23 protein-coding genes are annotated in these 22,000 nt (G+C 71.9%); 15 read left to right on the top strand and 8 right to left on the bottom strand.

Features of this window, described 5'->3' with window-relative positions:
- Genes AC156L_RS39450 through AC156L_RS39430 form a run of 5 tightly spaced genes read left to right on the top strand, consistent with a single transcriptional unit; the run spans window position 1 to window position 3,308 of the window.
- Complete coding sequence (locus AC156L_RS39450) at window positions 1-1,095, top strand: beta-ketoacyl synthase N-terminal-like domain-containing protein (RefSeq protein ID WP_330873789.1); 1,095 nt, start codon at window positions 1-3, stop codon at window positions 1,093-1,095.
- On the top strand, window positions 1,092-1,406 hold the full coding sequence (locus AC156L_RS39445) for a 3-hydroxyacyl-ACP dehydratase FabZ family protein (RefSeq protein WP_330873788.1): 315 nt from the start codon (window positions 1,092-1,094) through the stop codon (window positions 1,404-1,406). Before AC156L_RS39450 ends, AC156L_RS39445 begins: the two co-directional genes overlap by 4 nt.
- The gene (locus tag AC156L_RS39440) at window positions 1,403-1,882 is read left to right on the top strand and encodes a 3-hydroxyacyl-ACP dehydratase FabZ family protein (RefSeq protein ID WP_330873787.1); all 480 of its coding nucleotides are present in this window, start codon (window positions 1,403-1,405) and stop codon (window positions 1,880-1,882) included. Before AC156L_RS39445 ends, AC156L_RS39440 begins: the two co-directional genes overlap by 4 nt.
- The gene (fabG, locus tag AC156L_RS39435; protein ID WP_330873786.1) at window positions 1,879-2,613 is read left to right on the top strand and encodes a 3-oxoacyl-ACP reductase FabG; all 735 of its coding nucleotides are present in this window, start codon (window positions 1,879-1,881) and stop codon (window positions 2,611-2,613) included. The genes AC156L_RS39440 and fabG overlap by 4 nt, the downstream gene beginning before the upstream one ends.
- Window positions 2,610-3,308, top strand: coding sequence for a 2-hydroxychromene-2-carboxylate isomerase (locus AC156L_RS39430; protein ID WP_330873785.1), 699 nt, complete (start codon window positions 2,610-2,612; stop codon window positions 3,306-3,308). Before fabG ends, AC156L_RS39430 begins: the two co-directional genes overlap by 4 nt.
- Before the next feature lie 53 nt (window positions 3,309-3,361).
- Here AC156L_RS39430 and AC156L_RS39425 read toward each other — a convergent pair whose 3' ends face one another.
- Both AC156L_RS39425 and AC156L_RS39420 read right to left on the bottom strand, forming a co-directional pair.
- Window positions 3,362-4,384 carry a hypothetical protein gene (locus tag AC156L_RS39425; protein ID WP_330873784.1) on the bottom strand — a complete coding sequence of 341 codons (1,023 nt, stop codon included), beginning with the start codon at window positions 4,382-4,384 and terminating at the stop codon, window positions 3,362-3,364.
- 76 nt (window positions 4,385-4,460) lie between these two features.
- A complete protein-coding gene (locus tag AC156L_RS39420; protein ID WP_330873783.1) occupies window positions 4,461-5,072 on the bottom strand; it encodes a TetR/AcrR family transcriptional regulator C-terminal domain-containing protein in 612 nt (203 codons plus the stop codon).
- A 23-nt stretch (window positions 5,073-5,095) separates the two neighbouring features.
- On the opposite strand from AC156L_RS39420, the gene AC156L_RS39415 reads away from it, so the two are divergent.
- Both AC156L_RS39415 and AC156L_RS39410 read left to right on the top strand, forming a co-directional pair.
- Window positions 5,096-6,493, top strand: a complete 1,398-nt coding sequence (locus AC156L_RS39415) for an FAD-dependent monooxygenase (protein ID WP_330873782.1) — start codon at window positions 5,096-5,098, stop codon at window positions 6,491-6,493.
- A gap of 393 nt (window positions 6,494-6,886) precedes the next feature.
- Window positions 6,887-7,585 (top strand): hypothetical protein, encoded by a 699-nt coding sequence (locus tag AC156L_RS39410; protein WP_330873781.1) that lies wholly within the window; start codon window positions 6,887-6,889, stop codon window positions 7,583-7,585.
- A 55-nt stretch (window positions 7,586-7,640) separates the two neighbouring features.
- On the opposite strand, the gene AC156L_RS39405 is transcribed toward AC156L_RS39410, so the two are convergent.
- The gene (locus AC156L_RS39405; protein ID WP_414719780.1) at window positions 7,641-10,298 is read right to left on the bottom strand and encodes a glycoside hydrolase family 3 N-terminal domain-containing protein; all 2,658 of its coding nucleotides are present in this window, start codon (window positions 10,296-10,298) and stop codon (window positions 7,641-7,643) included.
- A 241-nt stretch (window positions 10,299-10,539) separates the two neighbouring features.
- Between AC156L_RS39405 and AC156L_RS39400 the strand changes: the two genes are divergently transcribed.
- Both AC156L_RS39400 and AC156L_RS39395 read left to right on the top strand, forming a co-directional pair.
- On the top strand, window positions 10,540-10,824 hold the full coding sequence (locus AC156L_RS39400; protein ID WP_330873779.1) for a YggT family protein: 285 nt from the start codon (window positions 10,540-10,542) through the stop codon (window positions 10,822-10,824).
- A gap of 8 nt (window positions 10,825-10,832) precedes the next feature.
- Window positions 10,833-11,474: an MBL fold metallo-hydrolase gene (locus AC156L_RS39395; RefSeq protein ID WP_330873778.1), complete on the top strand. Its 642-nt coding sequence runs from the start codon at window positions 10,833-10,835 to the stop codon at window positions 11,472-11,474.
- On the opposite strand, the gene AC156L_RS39390 is transcribed toward AC156L_RS39395, so the two are convergent.
- Together AC156L_RS39390 and AC156L_RS39385 are read right to left on the bottom strand one after the other, a co-directional pair.
- Window positions 11,475-11,975: a SigE family RNA polymerase sigma factor gene (locus tag AC156L_RS39390; RefSeq protein ID WP_330873777.1), complete on the bottom strand. Its 501-nt coding sequence runs from the start codon at window positions 11,973-11,975 to the stop codon at window positions 11,475-11,477.
- Between the two features lie 48 nt (window positions 11,976-12,023).
- Entirely contained in the window at window positions 12,024-13,352 is a 1,329-nt protein-coding gene (locus AC156L_RS39385) for an aspartate aminotransferase family protein (protein WP_330873776.1), read from the bottom strand.
- 86 nt (window positions 13,353-13,438) lie between these two features.
- Here AC156L_RS39385 and AC156L_RS39380 point away from each other — a divergent pair, with 86 nt between their 5' ends.
- The gene (locus AC156L_RS39380) at window positions 13,439-14,338 is read left to right on the top strand and encodes a LysR substrate-binding domain-containing protein (protein WP_330873775.1); all 900 of its coding nucleotides are present in this window, start codon (window positions 13,439-13,441) and stop codon (window positions 14,336-14,338) included.
- Here the strand turns inward: AC156L_RS39380 and AC156L_RS39375 are convergent.
- Window positions 14,335-14,817: a hypothetical protein gene (locus AC156L_RS39375; RefSeq protein ID WP_330873774.1), complete on the bottom strand. Its 483-nt coding sequence runs from the start codon at window positions 14,815-14,817 to the stop codon at window positions 14,335-14,337. The genes AC156L_RS39380 and AC156L_RS39375 overlap by 4 nt on opposite strands.
- Window positions 14,818-14,992: 175 nt before the next feature.
- Between AC156L_RS39375 and AC156L_RS39370 the strand changes: the two genes are divergently transcribed.
- The 4 genes from AC156L_RS39370 to AC156L_RS39355 all read left to right on the top strand — a co-directional run bounded on the left by AC156L_RS39370 (window position 14,993) and on the right by AC156L_RS39355 (window position 19,509).
- The gene (locus AC156L_RS39370; RefSeq protein WP_330873773.1) at window positions 14,993-16,033 is read left to right on the top strand and encodes a family 2 encapsulin nanocompartment cargo protein polyprenyl transferase; all 1,041 of its coding nucleotides are present in this window, start codon (window positions 14,993-14,995) and stop codon (window positions 16,031-16,033) included.
- Window positions 16,034-16,139: 106 nt separating this feature from the next.
- Window positions 16,140-16,682, top strand: a complete 543-nt coding sequence (locus tag AC156L_RS39365; protein ID WP_330873772.1) for a DUF305 domain-containing protein — start codon at window positions 16,140-16,142, stop codon at window positions 16,680-16,682.
- A gap of 242 nt (window positions 16,683-16,924) precedes the next feature.
- A complete protein-coding gene (locus AC156L_RS39360; RefSeq protein WP_414719779.1) occupies window positions 16,925-17,941 on the top strand; it encodes a putative antibiotic biosynthesis monooxygenase in 1,017 nt (338 codons plus the stop codon).
- Window positions 17,942-18,198: 257 nt separating this feature from the next.
- Window positions 18,199-19,509: a ThuA domain-containing protein gene (locus AC156L_RS39355; RefSeq protein WP_330873770.1), complete on the top strand. Its 1,311-nt coding sequence runs from the start codon at window positions 18,199-18,201 to the stop codon at window positions 19,507-19,509.
- A gap of 46 nt (window positions 19,510-19,555) precedes the next feature.
- Here AC156L_RS39355 and AC156L_RS39350 read toward each other — a convergent pair whose 3' ends face one another.
- A complete protein-coding gene (locus AC156L_RS39350) occupies window positions 19,556-20,176 on the bottom strand; it encodes a hypothetical protein (protein WP_330873769.1) in 621 nt (206 codons plus the stop codon).
- A gap of 48 nt (window positions 20,177-20,224) precedes the next feature.
- Between AC156L_RS39350 and AC156L_RS39345 the strand changes: the two genes are divergently transcribed.
- Entirely contained in the window at window positions 20,225-21,040 is an 816-nt protein-coding gene (locus AC156L_RS39345; RefSeq protein ID WP_330873768.1) for a hypothetical protein, read from the top strand.
- A 3-nt stretch (window positions 21,041-21,043) separates the two neighbouring features.
- Here AC156L_RS39345 and AC156L_RS39340 read toward each other — a convergent pair whose 3' ends face one another.
- Window positions 21,044-21,880, bottom strand: a complete 837-nt coding sequence (locus tag AC156L_RS39340; RefSeq protein ID WP_330873767.1) for an endo alpha-1,4 polygalactosaminidase — start codon at window positions 21,878-21,880, stop codon at window positions 21,044-21,046.
- Window positions 21,881-22,000: the final 120 nt, after the last annotated feature.

Raw genomic sequence — 22,000 nt, 5'->3', positions numbered from 1 at the left:
ATGACCGCCACGACCCCCGTCGACCGCACCGGTCGACTCGTCTTCTCGGCCTGGTCCGCCGTGTCGCCGTACGGCATCGGCGGCGACGCCTTCGCCGCGGGCGTCGTGGCGGGCCGGGACGCGACCACCGAACTCGACCAGGAGACCTACCCCGGCCCGTACCCGCGGGCCGGGCTGGTCCCCGAGTTCACCGCCGCGGGTGCCCTGGGCCGCAAGGGAACCCGCACGATGGACCGGGTCACGGCCATCGCCGTGTCCGCCGTCGGCCAGCTCATCGAGACCTGCGGACCCGAGCTGCTCGCCGAACCCGACCGCGTGGGACTGGTGCTGGGCACCGGCTCCGGCAGCGTCCAGTCCATCATGGACTTCACCAAGGACTCGCTGACCGGCGTCAAGCCCTACCACGTCGACCCGGCGCTGTTCCCCAACACGGTGATGAACCGCGCCGCGGGCCAGAGCGCCATCTGGCACGGCATCAAGGGCCCCAACACGACCATCGCGGGCGGCGCGCTCACCGGACTGCTCGCCCTGAGCTACGCCGTGCGCCTCTACCGCGGCGGGCACTGCGACCGGGCCCTGCTCGGCGCGGCCGAGGAGTACTCGGTCCAGCGCGCGTGGCTGGAGTGGCACGGCCGCACCGGCTCCGACGGCCCCGCCGCACCGCTCGGCGAGGGCGGGGCGGTGTTCCTGCTGGAGCCGTCCGCCGACGCCGAGACGGCCGGGCGCGCGCCGCTCGCCACGGTCCTGGCCACCGGCTTCCGCGCGTTCGGCGACCCCGCCGACGCCCGCCGGGCCGTGGCGGACTGCGTGCGGGCCGCCGTGGCGAAGGCGGGCGTGCGGGCCGCCGACGTGCGGCTGGTCGCCCCCGCGGGCGGCGAGTTCGAGGCCGCCGAGGACGGCGGCGTCACCGACGCGCTCGACGGCGCGGCGCCGGAGTTCGTCCGCTGCGGCCGTCTGGTCGGCGACACCTCCGCCGCGGGCGCGAGCTTCCAGCTGGCCGCCGTGCTGGCGAAGGGCGGTGGCGGGATCGCGCTGGTCACCGGCGTGGACCGGGACGGCACGGTCGGGTGCGCGGTGCTGGAGCTGGCCGGATGACCGCCGTGGAGGAGGGGACGCGGGTCTTCGTCGACCCCGACGACCCGGTGTTCGCCGGGCACTACCCCGGATTCCCGATCCTGCCCGGTCTGTTCGTGGTCGAGCACGTGCACGCGGCCGTCCGCGACCGCCTGCCCGGCAAGCGGGTCAGCGCGGTGCAGCGGGCCAAGTTCATCCGGCCCGTCTTCCCCGGCGACACCCTGTCGATCACGACGGAGTTCACCGAGGACGGCGACGGCGTCCGCGTGTCGGCCGTGGTGTCGAAGGACGACGGACCCGTCGCGGAGATCAAGCTGAGGTACTCGGCATGACCGGCGTCGCGGAGATCAAGCGGATCATCCCGCACCGGTTCCCGGTGCTGCTGGTGGACCGGGTGTCCGAAGTGGACCCCGGCCGCACGCTGGTCGCGCACAAGGCCGTCAGCGGTCGGGAGCCCTGCTACGACGGGCTTCCCGACGACGCCGACCACGCCTACCCGATCGGGCTGCTGCTGGAGTCGTGGGCGCAGTGCGCGGTCCTGCTCACGCGGTGGGAGAGCCCGAACCCGGACGTGCTGGCCGACAAGGTGGAGCTGATCACCGGGATCCGCGGGGTGTCGCTGCTGGCCCCCGTCCACCCCGGCGACGTGCTGACCCACCACGTCCGGCTCGTCCGCGAGGTCGACGACGCCGCGATCCTGGCAGGCCACAGCACGGTCGGCGGCCGCACGGTGCTGGAGATCGGCACGTTCACGATGGCCCGCCGCGGGGTCGAGGTCCTGCGGCCCGAACGGGGAGTGGTGGCATGAGGCGCGTCGCGCTGGTTTCCGGAGGTTCGCGCGGGATCGGGCACAGGGTGGTGACCAGGCTCGCCGAGGACGGCTACGACGTCGCGTTCTGCTACCAGTCCAACGTCGACGCGGCCGCGGTCGTCGCCAAGGAGGCCGAGGCCGCCGGGGCGACCGTGTTCACCGCGCAGGTGGACGTGTCGCAGCGCCGCGAGGTCGAGGTGTTCGTGAAGAACGCCGAGAAGGAGCTGGGCGGGCTGCACACGGTCGTGTCGTGCGCGGGCATCGTGCGGGACAACCCGCTGGTGCTGCTGAAGGACGACGACTGGCAGGCGGTGCTGCGGGTCAACCTCGACGGCACCTACTACCTGTGCAAGGCCGCGGTGTTCTCGATGATGAAGCGCCGCGCGGGCAGCGTGATCACCATGTCGTCCGTCGCGGGCGTCCACGGCAACGCGGCCCAGACCAACTACGCCGCGTCCAAGGCCGGGATCATCGGGTTCAGCAGGTCGCTGGCCAAGGAGGTCGGCAAGTACGGCATCCGCGTCAACGCCGTCGCGCCCGGCTTCATCGAGACCGACATGGTCGCGGGCCTCGCCGACGACTTCGTGGCGCGGATGACCGAGAAGATCCTGCTCGGCCGCTTCGGCACGACCGACGAGGTCGCCGACCTGGTGTCGTTCCTCGCGTCGGACAGGGCGTCCTACGTCACGGGCCAGGTGTTCGGCGTCGACGGCGGGCTGGTCCTGTGAGCAAGGGGCCGAAGTTCTACTTCTCGCTGCGCAGCCCGTACTCCTGGATGGCGTACCGGGACCTGCTGGAGCGCTACCCCGACGTGGCCGAGGCCGTGGAGTGGGTGCCGTTCTTCGAACCCGACGCGCTGAGCGAGCGGATGCTGACCGAGCGCGGGGAGGAGTTCCCGTACTCGGCGATGTCGCGCGCCAAGCACTTCTACATCCTCCAGGACGTCGGCAGGCTCACCAAGGACCGCGGCCTGCCGCTGACCTGGCCGGTCGACCGCGACCCCGTCTGGGAGGTGCCGCACCTCGGGTACCTCGTCGCCCGGCGCGCGGGCAAGGGCCCCGAGTACGTGGCCGCGGTCTACCGGGCTCGGTGGGAGCTGGGGCGCAACATCTGCGACCCGGCCGTGATCGCCGACGTCGCGACCTCGCTGGGGCTTGACCCGGTCGAGGTGTCCACGGCCGCCGACGACCCGCTGCTGCGCGAGGAGGGCGTCGAGATCCTGCTCAGGATCTGCAAGGACGGCGTGTTCGGCGTGCCGTTCTTCGTGCACCGGTTCTCCCGCTTCTGGGGGATGGACCGGCTCGACGAGTTCGCCGCGCACCTGCGCTCGAAGCTGGCCCCCGCGGGCGCGCTGCCCGCGACGGCGTCGTCCGTCTCGATCGGACGGTCGTCCGAGGAGAGCCACGCGGGCGGCTGCGGCTGAGGGTCTTGCGGGCAGAGGGCTCCCCCGGAGCGTCCGGGGGAGCCCTTCCGCCGTCAGGAGCAGCGCCAGAAGGTGGGCTGGTTGAACGTGGTGGAGTTGAAGCTGGAGCCCGCCACCGTGCCGTCGTCCGCCGAGACGGTCAACGTCCGCGACCCCGCGATCGTGCCGACCTTCGCCGACCCCTGCCACACCCAGTGGGCCGGGGTGATGCCGGTGACGATCTTCCAGCCGGTCGTCCGGCCGGTGCGGTTGATCGACGTGATGAGGTTGGACGCCACCGGACTGGTGATGGTGCCGTTCTGCTCCCACACCGCGCCGACCATGCCGCCGGTGTTGACCGCCCCGGCCACCCGGCCGTTCGAGATGGCCTTGCCGTAGACGGACGTGGTGCCCGCCGGGGTCGGCAGCACCCGCGCCGTCCCGGCCTTCCAGAGGTACAGCGCCGTGGCGTTGAGCGAGTTCGTGGCGGTGGGGTAGTGCTCGACCAGCACGGTGCCGTCCTGGTCGACGGCCTGCCCGAGGGTTTGGCCCGCCGACGGCAGACCGGTCAGCCCCACCACGGTGCCGGGTGCGCCCGCGGGCCACAGGACCGCCTTGCGCACGAGGTGGGAGGACCCGTTCACCACGACGGTCGTGCCGACCTCGCCGACGACGTCACCCGCGTCGTTGACGCCGTTGGCCCAGGAGTGCTCGGTGCCCGCGGGCTCGGGCAGCACCTGCAACGCCGTGCCGACCGACCGGAACGCGCGCTGCCGGTTGCCGGTGGGCGCGCTGGTGTGCCCGACGATCGTGCCGGACCTGTTCACGCCCGCCACGAACGCGTGGGAGTAGCCGGGGACCGTGCCGTAGTCGACGACCTGGCCGCCGACCCAGCGGACGGCGTGCACCGTCCCGGCCGACGCCTGAGCCTCGCCCGCGTAGCCGCTGAGGCTGTCGGCCGCCCGAACCGAGCCCTGGGTCAACCCCGCCGGCAGCGGGAGTTGGGTCGGCGTCCACGTGCACGCCGCCGCGGAGGCCGTGGGGGAGGTGATCGCGGTGAGTGCCAACGCGACGATCACCGGGTATCTGAACCGCATGATTCTCCTTGACTGGTAAGGAAACCAACGGTCCACGGTGGCGAAGCGGGCTGACTCGGGGCTGACCGTGGGCTGATCAGCCGCGCCGCAGGAGCAGGTCCAGGCCGAAGTCGAAGCGCTCGTCGAACGCGGCGGGCTCGAAGTGCTCCAGCACCCGCGCCAGCGCCGGGTAGGGGCCCGCGGTGACGGCCCGTGCGAGCCGGTGCTCGCCCGGCTCGGGGAACGACTGCTCCTCCTGCGCCAGCCCCAGGGTGAAGTAGACGACCGTCCAGCACAGCCAGACCGCCTCCCGCTCGGCGTGGCCGTCGGCGAGGAGCGCGCCGACCAGCGCGTCGGCGAAGCCGAGGGTGGCGGGTTCGGCGGCGTAGGTGCCCGCGACGATCGACGCCCCGTCCCGGTGCCGCAGGAGCGCGCGGCGGTAGCGGTGGGCCAGTTCGCGCACCCGGTCGTGGGGGTCGTCGGGCAGGTCGTCCGTCGAGGCCCCGGCGATGATCGCGTCGGCCATCAGCTCCCGCAGCCGCGCCTTGGTCTTCGCGTGCCACAGGACGGTGTTCATCCGCACGTCCAGGCGGGTCGCGATGGAGCGGATCGACACCGCGTCGGCGCCCTGCTCGTCCATGAGGTCCAACGCGGTCCACACCACGACGCCGGCGTCGAGGCCGGAGCGACTCGCTTGACTCTTGGTCACCGACCTAGTATATCTCTTGGTCAGTGACCAAGGAGGCAGCGGTGGAGCAGGTCGTGGTGGTCGGAGGCGGTCCCGTGGGGCTGTGGCTGGCGGCGGAGTTGAGGCTGGGCGGGGCGTCGGTGACGGTGCTGGAGGCGCGGGAGGAGCGCGACCCGAATTCGAAGGCGCTCACCCTCCACCCGCGCACCCTGGAGGTGCTGGCGTGCCGGGGGATCGTCGGCCGCTTCCTCGCCGAGGGGGTGCGGATCCCCAGCGGGCACTTCGCCGGGCTGGACGACCGGATGGACTTCCGGGTGCTCGACACCCCCTACCCGTTCACCCTCGCCCTGCCGCAGGCGCGGACGGAGGAGCTGCTGGAGGAGCACGCCAGATCCGCGGGGGTGGTCGTGCTGCGGGGCGAGCGGGTCACCGGGCTCGTCCAGCACGACGACCGCGTCACCCTGCACGGGGTGTCCACCGCGGACGCGGCGTACGTCGTCGGGTGCGACGGCGCCCGCAGCACCGTGCGGGCCGCGGCGGGCGTCGACTTCCCCGGTACGGACACCACGACCTGGGGCTGGCTCGGCGACGTCGTGCTGGACGACCCGCCGCCGCAGCCGGTGCTCTCGGTGACCGGCGCCGACGGCGGCCTCATGGTCGTGGCGCTGCCCGGCGGCGTGCACCGGTTCGTCGGCAGCGACCCGACCGGCAACCGCGCGGACTGGCCGGGCGAGCTGACCCTCGCCGAGCTGCGCGCCACCGTCGTCCGCGTGGCGGGCAGGGACTTCGGCATGCGCGACCCGCGCTGGCTGTCCCGGTTCGGCAACGCCACCCGCCAGGCCGCCGAGTACCGCCGGGGCCGGGTGCTGCTCGCGGGCGACGCCGCGCACGTCCACTTCCCGACCGGCGGTGTCGGCCTCAACGTCGGTGTGCAGGACGCGGCCAACCTGGGCTGGAAGCTGGCCGCCGTCGTGACCGGCCGCGCCCCGGAACCGCTGCTCGACACCTACCACGCCGAACGCCACCCGGTCGGCGTCGACCTGCTGCGCGCCACCAGGGCGCAGACCGCGCTGATGACCAACTACGGCCCGGAGACCAGCGCGCTGCGGTCGCTGCTGAGCGACGCCATCGCCGACGTGCCGGAGTTCTCCCGCGTGCTGGCCGAACGGCTCTCGGCGCTCGACGTGGCCTACCCGGCCCCACCCGGAGCGCACCCGCTGACCGGCCGCCGCGCGCCGGACCTCCGCTTCGCCGACGGCAGAGGCCTGTTCGACCTACTGCACGAGGGCCGCCACATCGCCATCAACACCACCGAACCCGCAGACGCCCACCCCACAGACGCCCACCGCGCAGACCTCCCAGTAGACCCACCGGAGGAGTGGGCCGCGATCACAGCCGCCCTGATCCGCCCAGACGGCCACGTGGCCTGGGCCGCCACGTAGCACGCATTGCTTGTGGCGCAACCGGTTGGCGATGGCGGCGACCTGCGCTGTGGCCTGATCGCGAACGGCGAGTTCGTCGAACCGAGTAGGCACCGCACAGTGCTGTTCGACCAGGTCGGTACCGCACTCGACCGTGTGACGCTGCTGGTGGACGGGTCTGCCGCGGGCCGTCCACCCGAAGAGCCGCCGGCCTTCGGGCGGGCGGATTCGCGACGCCGACCACCTTGACCCCACGCCGACGGAGGTGAGCCTGCTTGCCCTTGGAGCTGTAGACCTCGTCCGCCCCCGGCAACCGTCCCCGGCAACCGCCCCCGAGCCGTATCCCTGCGGCCACAGGAATACGAGCCACCCGCGGAGTTCCCAGGTGCCACACTGAAACCGGGGGGTGGTGGCATGACGATCCGCCAGTTCTTGGTCCACGCCGACGCCGGTGGAAGCCGTCTGTTCGCGGTGGATCACGGCGAGGTGGACCGGCTGGACGTGGTGGCCGAGTGGGGGCCCGGTGAGGTGGAGCGGGCGGATGACGTGGTCCGGGTGCTTGACCTGTACCTGGCGTTGCGGGACGGGGGTGGGCTGGAGGACGGTCTTCGGGGGCTTCCCGATGGTGTCCTGCGGTCGATCCGGGAGTTCCTGCGCTCGCGCTGCGCACCGGAGCCGGGGGCGTTCGGGCCAGGGGGTCCTGTCGTGCCGGTTCGTCGTGCGCGGTTCCGCCTGGAGGCCGCCACGATCGAGGAGTACCTGTCGGGGGCGTACGCGGTCGGTCTGGGGATCCGGGTGGAGAACGGGGTCGACGAGCGTCATGGTCCGCACTGGGACGTTGTCCTGCTCAACAGGATGCCGTTCGTCCCGGCCGGCGGTGGGGCGCGGGCGTGGGCCCTGCCCGGTGGGAGTCGGGTGGAGTCCGAGCGGGTCGTGGGGGAGGCGCCCGGTAGGCAGGTCCCCGTTGCGTTGGCCGTTGCTCGGAGAGCCGTGGCGCGAAACAAGCGAGTTCGGATCCACAGCTACCTCCAGGGCGACGGTGAGCACTGGCTCGACGGTGCCATGACGACCTCGGTGGTCGTGGACGTCTTCGACGAACCCGCGCCCGCGTGAACGTCGGAGGGGCAGGCCCACGTGCGCGGCCTGCCCCTCCGACGTTCCCCGCCGACTAGCTGAGGTCGGCGCACGCCTTCGCGTCCGGATCGGTGCCTGCCTTGGGCACCCACCTGACGTTCGCGAACGACGCCGACAGCGGACCGTCGGTGTACACGAGGAACGGGGTGTTGACCCGTTCGAAGTCCAGGCCGCCCGCCGCGAAGCAGGAGACCGGGATCTTCACCGTGTTCTTGCCCGGCGGCAGGTTCGTGAGCAGGTTCGTCACCGCCACCTCCGCGAAGCACGGGTACAGGCAGTGCGTGCTGACCACGGTCCGGTTGGTCGGCGCCTGGTTCACGATCACGTCGAACACCAGCGCGGCGTCGGTGTTCAGGTAGCCGCGCAGGTCGTTGCCCGCTCCGGGGCTCTGCATGTACACCTGGCCGGGGCCGGTGCCGGTCCACGTGACCTTCAGGCCGTCGGCCTGCACGTTCACGTCGGTCGGGACGACGTTGATCTCCGCGTGCGACGCCGTGCCGTCGACGCCGATCTCCGTGCCGCCCCAGTTCTCCGGGGAGCCGATGGCCGCCTTGTACGGGTCGACGTCACCCCGGTTGTAGATCTCCAGGTCCTCGGTCGCGTTGCCGCCACCGCCGCCACCGCAGTTCGCGGGGGACTCCTCGCTCAGCACGGGAACGGTGGCCCGCTGGCCGTTGCCCAGGCCGTAGCCGAGCTTGAACAGCGGGTCGTAGCCCGGCGTCTCCGGGTTCAGCGGCGTCTGGCAGGCCTCCTTCGGCCACGAGTAGCTGAGCTTGCCGGTGTAGCCCTTGCCCGTGTTGCGGCCCCTGACCAGCAGGTCCGCCACGCCGCCGCCCTCGGTGCCCGGCAGCCAGGCCGCCACGAACGCGTCCGAGCGGTTGAGCTCCTTGTTCACGTGCATCGGGCGGCCGGACACGTAGACCGTGACGACCGGCTTGCCCTTGCCCGACACCTTGTCCAGCACCGCGAGGTCGCCGGGGTAGATCCGCGCCGCCTCCAGCGTGCGGCGGAGGTCGCCGGTGCCCTCGGCGTACGGCGTCTCGCCGATCACGGCGACCACCGCGTCGAACGCGGCCGGGTCGACGCCGTCGGCGGTCTCGCTGAACGTCACGTTCGCCTCACCCAGCGCCTCGCGGAGGCCACCCAGGATCGTGGTGCCGTGGGGGAAGTCCGCGTTGGTGTTGCCGGTGCCCTGCCACGTGAGCGACCAGCCGCCGGTCTGGTTCTGCATGCTGTCCGCGCTCTTGCCGACGACCAGCACCTTCGACCGCGGCGACAGCGGCAGCACGCGGTCGTCGTTCTTCAGCAGCACCTGCGACTCGCGCACGGCCTCGCGGGCCAGCTTCTTCGAGTCCAGCGCCCGCGCCGACCCGGCCAGCTCGCGCTGCGACGGCTTCGGGGCGGAGAACAGACCGCTGCGCAGCTTCACGCGCAGGATGCGGGTGACCGCGTCGTCGATGCGGGCCATCGGGATCTGGCCGCTCTCGACCTGCGCGATGGTGTTGGCGATGAACGCCTTCCAGTCGTTCGGCACCATCACGACGTCCATGCCCGCGTTGATCGCCTGCGGGCAGCTGGAGTTGGTGCAGCCGGGGACCTGGCCGATGCCGTTCCAGTCGGAGACGACGAGGCCGTCGAAGCCCATCTTCTTCTTGAGGATCTCGTCGATGGCCTTCTTGCTGCCGTGCAGCTTGCCCTCGCCGATGCCCAGTTCCTCGTTGGTCCAGCTGTTGAACGACACCATCACCGACTGCGCGCCCGCGGCGAGCGCGCCGTAGTAGCCCTGGCCGTGGACGTTGATCATCTCGGCCTCGGACACCGGGTTCACGCCCTGGTCGGTGCCCTTGAGGGTGCCGCCGTCACCGATGAAGTGCTTGGCGGTCGCGATCACGCCGTCACGGCCGAGCCTGCGCGAGGTGCTCTCCTGGAGCCCCTTCACGACCTCGTAGCCGTACGCGCGGGTGATCCGCGGGTCCTCGGAGAAGCCCTCGTACGTGCGGCCCCAGCGGTCGTCCTTCACCACGGCCAGCGTCGGCGCGAACGCCCAGTCCTGGCCGGTCGCGCGGATCTGCTCGGCCGTCGCCTCGCCGATGTCGCGCACCAGGCACGGGTCCTGCGCGGCTCCGAGGCCGATGTTGTGCGGGAAGAGGGTCGCGCCGTACACGTTGTTGTTGCCGTGCACCGCGTCGATGCCCCAGAGGACCGGGATCTTCGTCCTGGTCTCGACCGAGGCCTGCCAGTAGGAGTCGGCGAGCGCCAGCCAGTCCTGCGGGGTGGCGTGCTTGTCCTTGTTCGGCCACGCGCCGCCGCCGTTGAGGACCGTGCCGATGAAGTAGTTCCTCACGTCCTCCGGGGTGATGGCCGTGATCTCCGGCTGGGTCATCTGGCCGACCTTCTCGGCCAGCGTCATGTCGGCGACCATCTTCGCGATCCGACGCTCGTCGACCGCGCTCTTGTCGATCTTGCTGTCGACCTTGGGCCAGTCCTTGAGCGTGGGCAGCCTGTTCTCGATCCGGGCGCAGCCGTCGCGGTCCAGGGCGGGCCGTCCGACGGTGGGTTGCCGGTTGCCGCCCTTCTCGGTGTCGGGCGCGGCGGTGGAGTACCCGGCGGTGGCGCCGGTGAGGAGCGACAACGTGGTCAGCACTCCCAGCGCACCGCGGCGTGCGCGTCTCCAACCGGAGGATGTGATCATGAACTGTCCGTTCTCGTGGGCGGCAGGGCAGCCTGCACCTGGCAGCGGTGAATCGATCCTGTCCTGGTCGCGCCACCTGCGTCAATGCTTTTGCGGGAGCGCTCTCTCGCGCGGCGACTTCCCGGTTTTCGGCGTCTCGACAGGCCCACGAACGGTGCCCGGCCGGGCGGTTCCACCCGGTCGTGCTCAGCTTCCTCTCACCTTCCGGGGGCAGACTGGTCACCACGGGAGAGGAGCACCCATGAGCTTCATCGGATCACTGCTCAGCACGGTTCTGCTGCTGTTCTGGTTGGTCATGCTGGTCCGGCTGGTCTTCGACTGGGTGGGTGTCGTCTCGACGAGCCCGGCCCCCGCGTGGACGAGTCGCGTCCGGGGCGTCAGCTGGTCGATCACGGAGCCCGTCATCGCCCCCGTCCGGCGCGTGCTGCGCCCGGTCCGGGTCGGCGGCGTGTCCATCGACCTGGCGTTCACCGCCGTCCTGGTCGGGGTCCTCGTGCTCCGGACCGTCGTCGTCGCCGTCTTCTGAGGGGAAACATGGAACTGACCAGGTTCGGCCACGCGTCCGTGGCGCTGGAGCGCGACGGACGCAGGCTCGTGCTCGATCCGGGGGCGTTCACCGACGCCTCCGCGCTCGACGGCGCCGAGGCCGTGCTGATCACGCACGAGCACGTCGACCACTTCCTGGAGGACCGGATCCGCGCCGCGCTGGCCGACTCGCCCGGCCTGGAGGTGTGGACCAACCCGGCGGTGGCCGCCGCGCTCGACGGCCTCGGCCCGCGCGTGCGCGCCGTCGGCGCGGGCGACGCGTTCACCGCGGCCGGGTTCGACGTCAAGGTGTTCGGCGAGTGGCACGCGGTGATCCACCCGGACATCCCGGTCGTGCGCAACGTCGGCTTCCTGGTGGACGACGCCCTCTTCCACCCCGGCGACGCCCTGACCACGCCGGACGTGCCCGTCGACACCCTGCTGGTGCCCGCGCACGCGCCGTGGTCGCGCACCGCCGACCTGATCGACTGGGTGCGCGAGGTCAAGCCGGGGCGGGCGATCGGCGTCCACGACGCCCTGCTGAGCGAACTCGGCCTCGGCCTGGTGACCAGGATGCTGGGCGAGGGCGGGCCGGGGACCGGCGCGCCGTACCAGCGGGTGGAGGTGGGGGAACGGGTGACCGTGGGCTGATCAGGCCGCGCGGGCTCCGCTCTCCTCCAGCACGACGCGCAGCGTGTCCAGACCGCGGCTGGTCTGGCTCTTCACCGTGCCCGCGGTGACGTCGAGGGCCGCCGCGGTCTGCTCGACGGTCATGTCGAGGAAGTAGCGCATCAGGATGGTGGCGCGCTGCCTCGGTGCCAGACCCTCCACCGCGTCGCGCAGCACCAGCCGCGAGGCGTGGTCAGCCTCGGCCGCGGGCAGGTCCTCCCGCATCGGCTGGAGGTCGACCTTCCTGGCCCAGCCGGTGCGGCGTTCGCCGATGTGCGTGTGCACGAGGGCCGTGCGCGCGTAGGCGTCGAGGTTCTCCACCGCCGACAGGCGGTTCCAGTGCTGGTAGAGCTTCGCCTGCGTCGTCTGCACCAGGTCCTCGGCGCTGTGCCGGTCCCGGCACAGGCGGAGCGCGATCCGCAGCATCCACGGCCCGCGCGCCCTCACGTACTCGGCGAAGCTCGCCTGCTGCTCGGTTCTCATGCACCTACTTCGCCGATGGGGCTCCCGGCGTTGCAGGCCTCTTCCCGGTCACCGCGGTCGTGCGGTCGTGTCGGCGACGGCCTGTTCCAGGATCTCCAAGCCCAGGGCCAGTTCGTCCTCCGTCGCGGTCAGCGGAGGTGCGACGCGGAACACACCGCCCATGCCCGGAAGCTGCACGATGTTCATGTGCAGACCGAGTTCGAGGCAGCGCCGGGTGACCGCCGCGCCCAGCTCGTCGGAGCCCTCCCCGGTGCCCTCGTCGTCGACCAGTTCGACCCCGACCAGCAGACCCCGGCCCCGGACGTCGCCCACGACCCGGTGCCGGTCGGCGATCCCGTTCAGACCCCGCCGCAGCACCCCGCCGAGGTGCGCGGCGCGCTCGTCGAGGCGGTCGCGCTCCAGGACGTCCAGCACCGTGCAGCCGACCGCCGCGACCAGCGGGTCCGACACGTGCGTGGTGAAGAACAGGAAACCGCGGTCGTGCGCCTCCTGCTCGATCTCGGCGCTGGTCAGCACCGCCGCCAGCGGCAGCCCCGCGCCCAGCGTCTTCGACAGCGTCAGGATGTCCGGCACGATCCCGTCGCGCTCGAACGCGTACCAGGTGCCCGTGCGGCACAGCCCGGTCTGGGCCTCGTCGAGGATCAGCAGCATCCCGCGTTCGCGGCACTTCTCCAGCAGCGCCGCGAAGTAGCCCGGCGGCGGTTCCAGGACGCCGCCCGACGACAGGATCGGCTCGACGAGGCACGCGGCCAGGCTGCCGACGGACTGGGCGTCGACCAGGTCGAACCCGAGGTCGAGCTGGCGCCGCCAGTCGAACGAGCCGTCGGGGTGGGTGAAGTCCGGCCGGTAGGGGTTCGGCGCGGGGATGGCGAAGTTGCCCGGCGCGGAGGGGCCGTAGCCCTTGCGGCCCGCGCTGTAGGTCGCGCTCGCCGCGGCCTGCGTCATGCCGTGCCAGGACCGCGCGAACGACACGACCTCGTGCTTGCCGGTGACGAGCTTCGCCATCCGGATGGCCGCCTCGTTCGACTCGGCGCCGGTGGTCAGCAGCAGCGCCTTCTCCAGCGGCGCGGGCAGCGAGTCGGCCAGCCGCCGCGCCAGGTCGACGACCGGGCGGCTCAGCATCCCGCTGAACAGGTGGTCGAGCGACCCGATCTGCCGCCGCACGGTGGCGACGACCTCCGGGTGCGAGTGGCCGAGGATCGCGCTCATCTGCCCCGACGTGAAGTCGAGGAGGCGTCTCCCGTCCTCGGTGAAGACGAAGCTCCCCTCGGCCCGGTCGATGATCTCGGGCGTGAACCCGCCGCCGTAGCGGACGAGGTGCCGCCGGGCGTCGGCCCAGAACCCGGTGGACGTCGAAGCGGAGGTCGGCGCGGCCATGCCCTCGACGCTAGGACCGCCCGAGCGTCACGTCCATCTCACGATTCCGACTGTGCTGTTCGGCTGGACCGCACAACAATGGTCCCGTGCTGAACCCGTGGCGGCTGCGCCTGCTGAGCCAGTTGGACATCCTCGGCACGGTCCGCGCGGTCGCCGAGGCGGCCAACCTGAGCGCGTCGACCGTGTCGCAGCAGCTCGCCGTCCTCGAAGCGGAAACGCACACCCACCTGCTGGAACGCACCGGACGCCGGGTCAGGCTCACGCAGGCCGGACTGATCCTGGCCCGCCGGGCCAGGGCGATCCTCGACCACATGGACACCGTCGAGGCGGAACTGCGCGGCCTCGGCGAGGAACCGTCCGGCCTCGTGCGGGTGGGCGCGTTCCAGAGCGCCATCCACAGCCTGGCCGTCCCGGCGGTGGTCGAACTGGCCCGCACGCACCCCCACGTCCACGTCGAACTGCTGGAGCTGGAACCGCACGAGAGCGTCCAGGCGCTGCGCGGCGGCGCCGCCGACCTGATCATCACCACGCCGGACTTCGTCGAGTTCCCGCCGGACCCGGACGTCGACGTCGTCCCGCTGACCACCGACGAGGTCGTGCTGGTCGTGCCGCTGGACCAGGCGGGCCGGGGCCCGGTCGACCTCGCCGCCTACGCGGGCGAGCCCTGGGCGTTCGACGTGCCGCAGTCCTACATGGCCGACCTCGCGACCCGGCTGTGCCGCCGGGCGGGGTTCGAGCCCAGGGTCGCCTGCCGGTTCGGCAACTACCTGATGACGCTCCAGCACGTCGAGGCCGGGCTCTCGGTCGCGCTGCTGCCCGCGCTCGCGGTCGACCCGAGGTACCGGGTCGCCACCCGCGAGCTGACCCCGGCCGTCACCCGCACGATCACGGCGATGACCCGGCGCGGCGCGCGGTCGCGGGCCGCGGTCAACCTGGTGCTCGACACGGTGCGCGGGCTGCCGGAGCCCACCGCCGACCGCGGCTAGCCGGTCCTCTTGCCGCCACCCGCCTTCGTGCCGTTGGGCGCGAGCGCGAACCACGTCTCCTCCAGGGCCTGCCCGGAGACCTGGCCGGGCACCCGGTCGTCGGCGAACCGGTACGCGGGCCAGCCGCCGACGGTCACCTGCGTGCCGCCGTCGGGGCGCACGAGCGTGTCGAGGAACTCCGGGTCGAGGTTGCGGTACGCGATCTCGTCCGAGACCAGCACCGGCCGCCAGATCGTCGCGCACTCGCCCGTGCAGACGGCGACCGAGGGGTTGGCGGTGTCGTTGTCGTAGCGGTAGAGGGTGTACCCCTCGCCGTCGACCACGACGTCGCCGAGCAGCGGGTTGCGGCCGAGTTGGACGGTCGTGGGCGGTGTCCCGCGCTTGAGCTCGGCGGTGGGGACCGCCGTCGAGCGCACGGTGGTGGTGCACGCCGTGAGTGCGGCGCACAGGAGCAGAGTCGGAACCAGTCCTGTCCTCACGTCGGGCCTCCTTCGCGTCGAAAGCCGTACGTCGAACACGGAGCGGAGCGCCGGGAGGTTCAGATCGGGACGAGGTGGTGACCCGAACAGGCTATGTCGCCGTGCGGCCCGTCCTGCCTACGGTCGCAGTGCCGGTCGCACGACGTCGGCAGGAACGCGGACCCGAGGAGCCACCATGACCGCAGTCCGGCTGCCACCCGAGTTCCGCACCGCCCGTGACGTCACGCGCTGGTGCCACGACGTGGTGGGGGCGGCGCTGCGCGCCGAGGTCGACCTCCTGCCCGCCTCGATGCGCCGGATCGCCCGGTACCACTTCGGCTGGGCCGACCGGCACGGCGAACCGGACACCGGCAGGCCCGGCAAGGCGATCCGGCCCGCACTGGTCGTGCTCGCCGCGAAGGCCGTCGGCGGCCGACCGGAGGCCGCGGTGCCCGCCGCGGTCGCGGTGGAGCTGGTGCACAACTTCTCCCTGCTGCACGACGACGTGATGGACCGGGACCGGGTGCGCCGCCACCGGCCCACGGCGTGGACGGTGTTCGGCGAGGCGCCCGCGATCCTGGTGGGCGACGCGCTGCTCGCGCTGGCGCCGAGGGCGTTGGCGCGCGGCTCGGCCCCGAACGCCGCCACGGCGGCGGACTGGCTGACGTCGGCGGTCCTCGACCTGTGCGAGGGCCAGCACGCGGACCTCGCGTTCGAGACCCGCGCCGACGTGGGGCTCGACGAGTGCGTCCGGATGGCTGCGGACAAGACCGGCGCGCTGCTGGGCCTCTCGTGCGCCCTCGGTGGCCTCGTGGGCGGCGCCACCCCGGAGCGGGCGGGACGGCTGCGCGCGTTCGGCAGGCACCTGGGGCTGGCCTACCAGCTGGTCGACGACCTGCTGGCGGTCTGGGGCGATCCGGCCGTGACCGGCAAGCCGGTGGGCTCCGACCTCCTGAGCCGCAAGAAGTCGCTGCTCGCGGTGGCGGCGCTGACGTCGGGCACCCCGGCCGCCGCCGAACTGGCCGACCTCTACTCCCGCGACCGCCCGCTCGACCCGGCCGAGGTGCCCGCGGTGACCGCGCTGATCGAACGCACCGGGGCCCGCGAGTGGGCCCGGTCGCGGGCCGCGCGGGAGATGGCCGAGGCCGCCGGTCACCTGGAGGCGGCCGACTGCGACCCGACCACGTCGGAGACCCTCCTGGAGGTCGCCCGCACGGTCGTCGGGAGGGACCGCTGACCCCCGTGGACCGGTCGGTTCGGAAATTTGCTCATTTCGTGACGAATCGATGAACCGGCCGCGTCAGGTGTCCGTATGCCTCGTCAGGAGACCCAGGAGGCCATGGATGCGCGCCCGCTTGATCGTCGCGGTGATCGGTTTGATGATGTCGTTGTCCGCGTGCTCGTCGATGCTCGGTGATTCCGCGGCGTCCACCGCCGGGGCGAACGACGCGGACATAGTGTTCCTCCGCGACATGATCCCCCACCACGAGCAAACCCTGGAGATCAGCGGCCTGGTCGGCACGCGCTCCAAGAACGCGGCCGTGGTCGAGGTGGCGAACGCGATCACCGCCGAGGGCAGCGCCGAGATCAGCAAGATGAACGGCTGGCTGACCGAGTGGAAGGTCGGGGTCACCGACAGCTCCCACCAGGCGCACGAGATGGTCGTGGCGCCGAAGGACGTGTCCGTGCTCGGCGGCTACACCGGCCCCCAGTTCGACAAGCAGTGGTCGCCGCTGATGGTGCGCCACCTCCAGGACGGCATCAAGATGGCGCAGGAGGTCGAAAGCGCTGGTACGCACGCCGGCGTGAAGGCCCTCGCCAAGGAGATGATCACGGTCCAGACCGGCCTGGTCACCAAGATCGAGGGCACCGGAGCCGCTGCCTGACCCGAGGTCGAAAAAAGTTCTGATCCGAGTTGAACCGCTCTCCGGTGCCGTACGTAGGCCTCGGTGTCGGAGTTGTACGAGAACGGCGTGCCGCGGTTCACGACGAAGATGGGACCAGTCATGCGACCGATTCGCCGAACCACGTGGTCCAACCACGGGGACTTTACGAGTCAGTCGGGGGTGGAGGGGGTTTGAGACCCAACAAGCCGAACCCTCCTGTCCTGCTCACCACCTCGCACAAGGTGGCGCAAGGACGTCTGTCGGACTTCTCGGTCGGAGCCAGGGGGCTGGTGAGCGCCGCGCAGCGGTCGCCCGGCTGCCTCGGCGGCTCCGTCTCGGGTTCGCCGGACGACGACCGGGTGTGGCAGATCGTCTGCCGCTTCACGGACGAGGCCGCCGCGGACGCTTGGGCGCGCTCGTCGTCCAACGCCCGCTGGGGCCGCTACATGCAGAAGTACTCGATGCAGATCGGCGTCACCTTCTCCAACGGCGTCACGCCGCTGGACCAGTCGACGGCGCAGTCGATGTCGCCGGTGTACGCCGACGACGACGGCGGCTACGGCCCGGAGCGCCCGCGCAAGGGCAAGCGCCGGGTCGTGCTGGCGGTCTTCGTGTTCGTCGTCTTCTTCGGGGCCGTGATCGTGGCCAACGGCATGGCCGTGAAGATGCTGCCGAACGTGCCGCCGCTGGTGCGCATCCTGGTGCTGTGCTTCGCGATGACCGGCCTCGCGGCGTGGGTCCTCCCGCCGCTGCTGGGCAAGGGCGGCGGTGACGACGGTGCGCCGTCGGAGCCGAAGCAGCCGCGCAAGCGGTCGAAGGCACCGGAGATCAACGCGCCGAGGACCCGCAGGCGCGCGCCCGAGGTCGACCGGCGCGGTCGCCGGATCGAGCCCGAGCGCGACCTGGCACCACCGCCCGCACCCAGGCCGGTGGCCGACCCGCCTCGGGGCAGCGGCAGGCGCGGCAAGCAGGCGCCGCAGCCGATGCCCGCCAGCAGCACGCTGACCACGATCGAACCGGTCGGTCCGCCGCCGCAGAGCAGGCGTCGCGCCGACCGCCGTCCGGTCGCCGCCCAGCAGTCGGCCCAGCGCGGTGGGGGCCGCGGTCGGCAGGAGCAGCCGGAGCCCGTGCGGCTGCGCCCGTTGAACCTCGACGCCAGCGCGATGATGGAGGCCCCCGCGCCTCCTCCGGTGGCGCCGCTGCCCGCTCCCCGCGGGGGGTTCTTCCCGACGTCCCCGCACAAGGACGGACGGAACTGAGCACCACGCGGAGTGCCGCACCAGATCCGAACGGTTAAATTTAGGGCTTGAATTAAGGCCTGGAATTGGGTTGTCTTAGGGTGCCCGACCGATGCCCGCATCGTCATGCACCCGCCTGGGGAGACATCGATGTCCTCAGCAGGACCCGAGACACCCCAAGGGGTTCAGGGAGCATGCCCGTGCGGGCTTGTGCGGGGCCGCCGATCGTCGCCCCCTGCCGGCGGTTGTCTCCCTGAACCCCCTCGAAAGGCCCCTGCATGAGCACGAGTGCCGGTTCCAGCAGAAAACGCACGTTCGTCCAGATGGTCGCCCTGCTGCTCGCGGGGCTCTTCGTGGTCCTGAGCCCCGCGTTCGGCCGCGTCGAGGCGCAGGCGGCGCCCGCGTTCAAGGTCCTGGCCTTCTACAACGGGACCTGGGACGCCGCCCACATCAACTGGGTCAAGGAAGCCAACGTCCGCTTCCCCCAGATCGCGGCGCAGAACAACTTCACCTACACCGCCACGACCAACTGGAACATGCTCAACGCGAACGACCTGGCCCAGTACCAGGTCGTCATGTTCCTCGACGACGCCCCGACCGGCGCCGCGCAGCGCTCCGCGTTCCAGAACTACATCGCGAACGGCGGCGGCTACTTCGGGTTCCACGTCTCGGCCTACACCGACAACGCGAACAACTGGCCGTGGTTCAACAACACCTTCCTCGGCTCCGGCACGTTCCGCAGCAACACCTGGGGCCCGACCACCGCGGTGCTGAAGGTCGAGGACCGCACCCACCCGTCGACCAGCAGGCTGCCCGCGACGTTCACCTCCGCGGTGAGCGAGTGGTACTCCTGGAGCAACGACCTGCGGACCAACCCGAACATCAAGGTCCTGGCGTCGGTCGACCCGTCGAGCTTCCCGCTCGGCACCGACCCGAACCAGCAGTGGCGCAGCGGCTACTACCCGATCATGTGGACGAACAAGAACTACCGGATGCTCTACGCCAACTTCGGCCACAACGCGATGAACTACGAGACGAACCAGGGCCTCTCCTCCACGTTCGACAGCGAGGTCCAGAACCGCTTCATCGTCGACGGCCTGCTCTGGCTCGGCGGCGCGACCTCCACGCCGCCCACCGACCCGCCCGGTGAGATCTCGCCGACCGCCTGGTACGCCGTGACCAACCGGGGCAGCTCCAAGTGCGTCGACGCGCGCTCGGCCGCCACCGCCAACGGCACCGCGGTCCAGCAGTACGCCTGCAACGCCACCCTCGCGCAGCAGTACCAGTTCGCGCCCACCAGCGGCGGGTTCGTGCGCATCAACAACCGCGGCAACGCGGCGCAGGTGGTCGACGTCAGCAACACCTCCACCGCCGACAACGCCGCGCTGCACCTGTGGGCCTACGGCGGCGGCGACAACCAGCAGTGGCGACCGGTCGCCGAGGCCGACGGCTACTTCCACTTCACCAGCAGGCTCAGCGGCAAGTGCCTGACGGTGCCGGGGGGCTCCGGCGCGGACAGCGTGCAACTCGTGCAGCTGACCTGCAACGGCTCCGCCTCGCAGTCGTTCAGGCTCACCCAGCGGAGCTGATCGCGAACGGGAGCCGTCCGTGTTCCGCGGGCGGCTCCCCGCGCTCTCAGTCGAGCCTGCCCTCGGCCAGCGCCCGCAGCGCCTCCGCGCGCCGCTGGTCCATGGCCAGCTTGAAGTCCAGCTCCACCCGCTCCCGCGCCCGTTCCGCCTCGGCGTCGAGTTCCCGTTGGCGCGCCTCGGCCTTGGCCACGATCGTCCGCGCCTGCACCCGCGCCACGCGGATCACCGACTCGCGCTCCGCCTCGATCTCCGCGCGCTGCCGCCGGGTGTCCTCACCGAGCCGGTCGTAGTGGGCGCGCAGCGCCGCCGCCGACTCCTGGGCCGCGCGCCAGCACGCCCGTGCGTGGTCGAGCACCGACGTGGCCTCGGCGGTGGCGACCTCGACCATCACGGACAGGCGGAATGGCAGGACCTCGGTGTCCAGGGGACTGGAGCAGACGCGGTCCAGCTCGGCGCGGAGGGTCGCCGCCTCGGCCTGGGAGCGCTCCAGCACCTCGGCCAGGTGCTCGGCGCGGGCCGTGCAGGCGTCGCGGTCGGCCGCCAGGTCGCGCAGGTCGTGTTCGAGGCCGTGGACGTAGTCGTCGACCTCCTCGCGGTGGTAGCCGCGCCAGCTCAGGTCGAAGCCCGTTCGCAGCGGCACCAGGTCCTCCACGCCGTGGACGCTCATCGGCTGCTCCTCCGCTCGTCACGACTCACCCCTTTTCCCGTACTACGGATGGCGGGTGCCGTCGGTTCTGAGCAGACTGGTCCCATCACGAGCACACCGCGGGTCGACGAGGCCGCCGACGAGCTGTACGCCCTGCCGCCGGCGGAGTTCGTGGCCGCCCGCGCCCGCCTCGCCGCCGCGGCGGCCGACAAGGGCGTGGCCAAGGCGATCGGCGCGCTGCGCAGGCCGACCGTGGCCGCATGGGCGGTGAACCGACTGGTCCGCTCCGGCTCGTCGGTGCTGGTGGAGGCGGTGGAGCTGGGGGAGAGGCTGCGCGCCGCGCAGCGGCGGCTGCACGGCAGCGAGCTGCGCCGGCTGGACCGGCGGCGGCGCGAACTCGTCACCGAACTGACCGAACTGGCCGCCGACGGCGCGGGCGGTCTCGCAGGGGAGGCCCTGTCGCAGGTGCGCGACACGTTCACCGCGGCCATGGCCGACGCCGGGATGGCCGACCAGGTGCGGAGCGGCAGGCTCACCAAGGCGTTGGAGTACTCCGGGTTCGGGCCGATGACCGACGAGCCGCCCGCGCCGGACGACCTGTCCGCCCGCCGCGAGCAGCGCCGGGAGCGGCGGCTGGCGGAGGCCCGGCAGGCCGTCGAGGAGGCCGAGGAGCGCATCGACGGCTGCCGGGCCGAGGTGAAGTCCGCCGGAGCGGAGCACGCGCGCCTGCTGCGGGAGCGCGACGACCTCCGGGCGGAGCTCAGGGCCGCCGAGAAGGCCGCGCAGCAGGCGGGGCGGGCGCTGGAGAAGGCCGAGCAGCGCCTCGGGTCGGCCGAGGACGCGCGCGCCGCGGCGGAGGCGGCGGTGGCGGAGCTGCTCGGGTAGGCGTCAGCAGTGGTCGAACCGGTGGTCGCCGTTGTCCGGACCGACCAGCTCGCGGTCCCGCAGCGTCGTGGTGGCCGGACTCCGGGGATCGGCGCAGACGTCCTCGAACGTGCCGCGCAGGTTGTCGGTGTACTCGACGTTCATCACGTGCTCGCGGTAGACGTCGCTGTAGCTGCCGCACTCGTCGTAGTAGTGGCACTCCTCCGAGAACGCGAAGTCGAAGCCGACCTCGTCGTGGGCGCGCCTGCTCTCCTCGGCCGAGTTCTTCTGGCCGATCGCCAGACCGAGGCCGTGGGCGCGCTGCGCCAGGAGGGTGGCGTGGGCGAGGTTGTGGTCGACCGTCAGCTTGCCGCGCGACCGGCCGTAGGAGTCGAGGTTGTCGATCTCGACCGCCTTGAACCCGCGCTGCGCGCACCGCTGGAGCACCGCCCCGGTGATCTCGGCCAGACGGGTCCGCTTGGCGGCCGTCGAGGTGTCCAGGAGGAACTCGTCCGGCCACTCGGGGTCGATGATCGGGTTGCCCCGCGAGTCGGACAGCAGGAGGTCCTCGCGCTCCCGCAACCACAGGTCGCGCTCCTGCGGCTGCGTCTGGAAACCGTTGACGTAGCAGATGGTGTAGATGTTCGGCGCGGGCGTCGCGGTGCTGTCGCGCGTCACGAGGGTGACCCCCGCCGGGGGCGCGTAGGCGGCCCCGAGCTGGTAGTCCAGCACGGCCGGTGAGGGCGGGAGTTCCACCTGGGCCGTGACCTCACCCGGACGGGCCTGTGCCGCGGTGGCGCACGCGGCCACCACCGCCACCGCCAGGGCTGCTCTGCCGAGTGCTGTGACCAGGGATGCCATAGGGCGACAAGCTCCTTAATCGCTCATAGTTCGTGCAAGCTTGTGAGCGATTAAACTACAACGCTGTCACGGTTGAACACCCCTAGTCAGCTCGGAAGCCTGTCGTGGCAGGGTGATCGT

It is taken from the genome of Umezawaea sp. (genome assembly GCF_057122925.1).
Note: the sequence above shows the minus strand (reverse complement) of the source record. Positions and strands in the feature narration are given on the sequence as shown.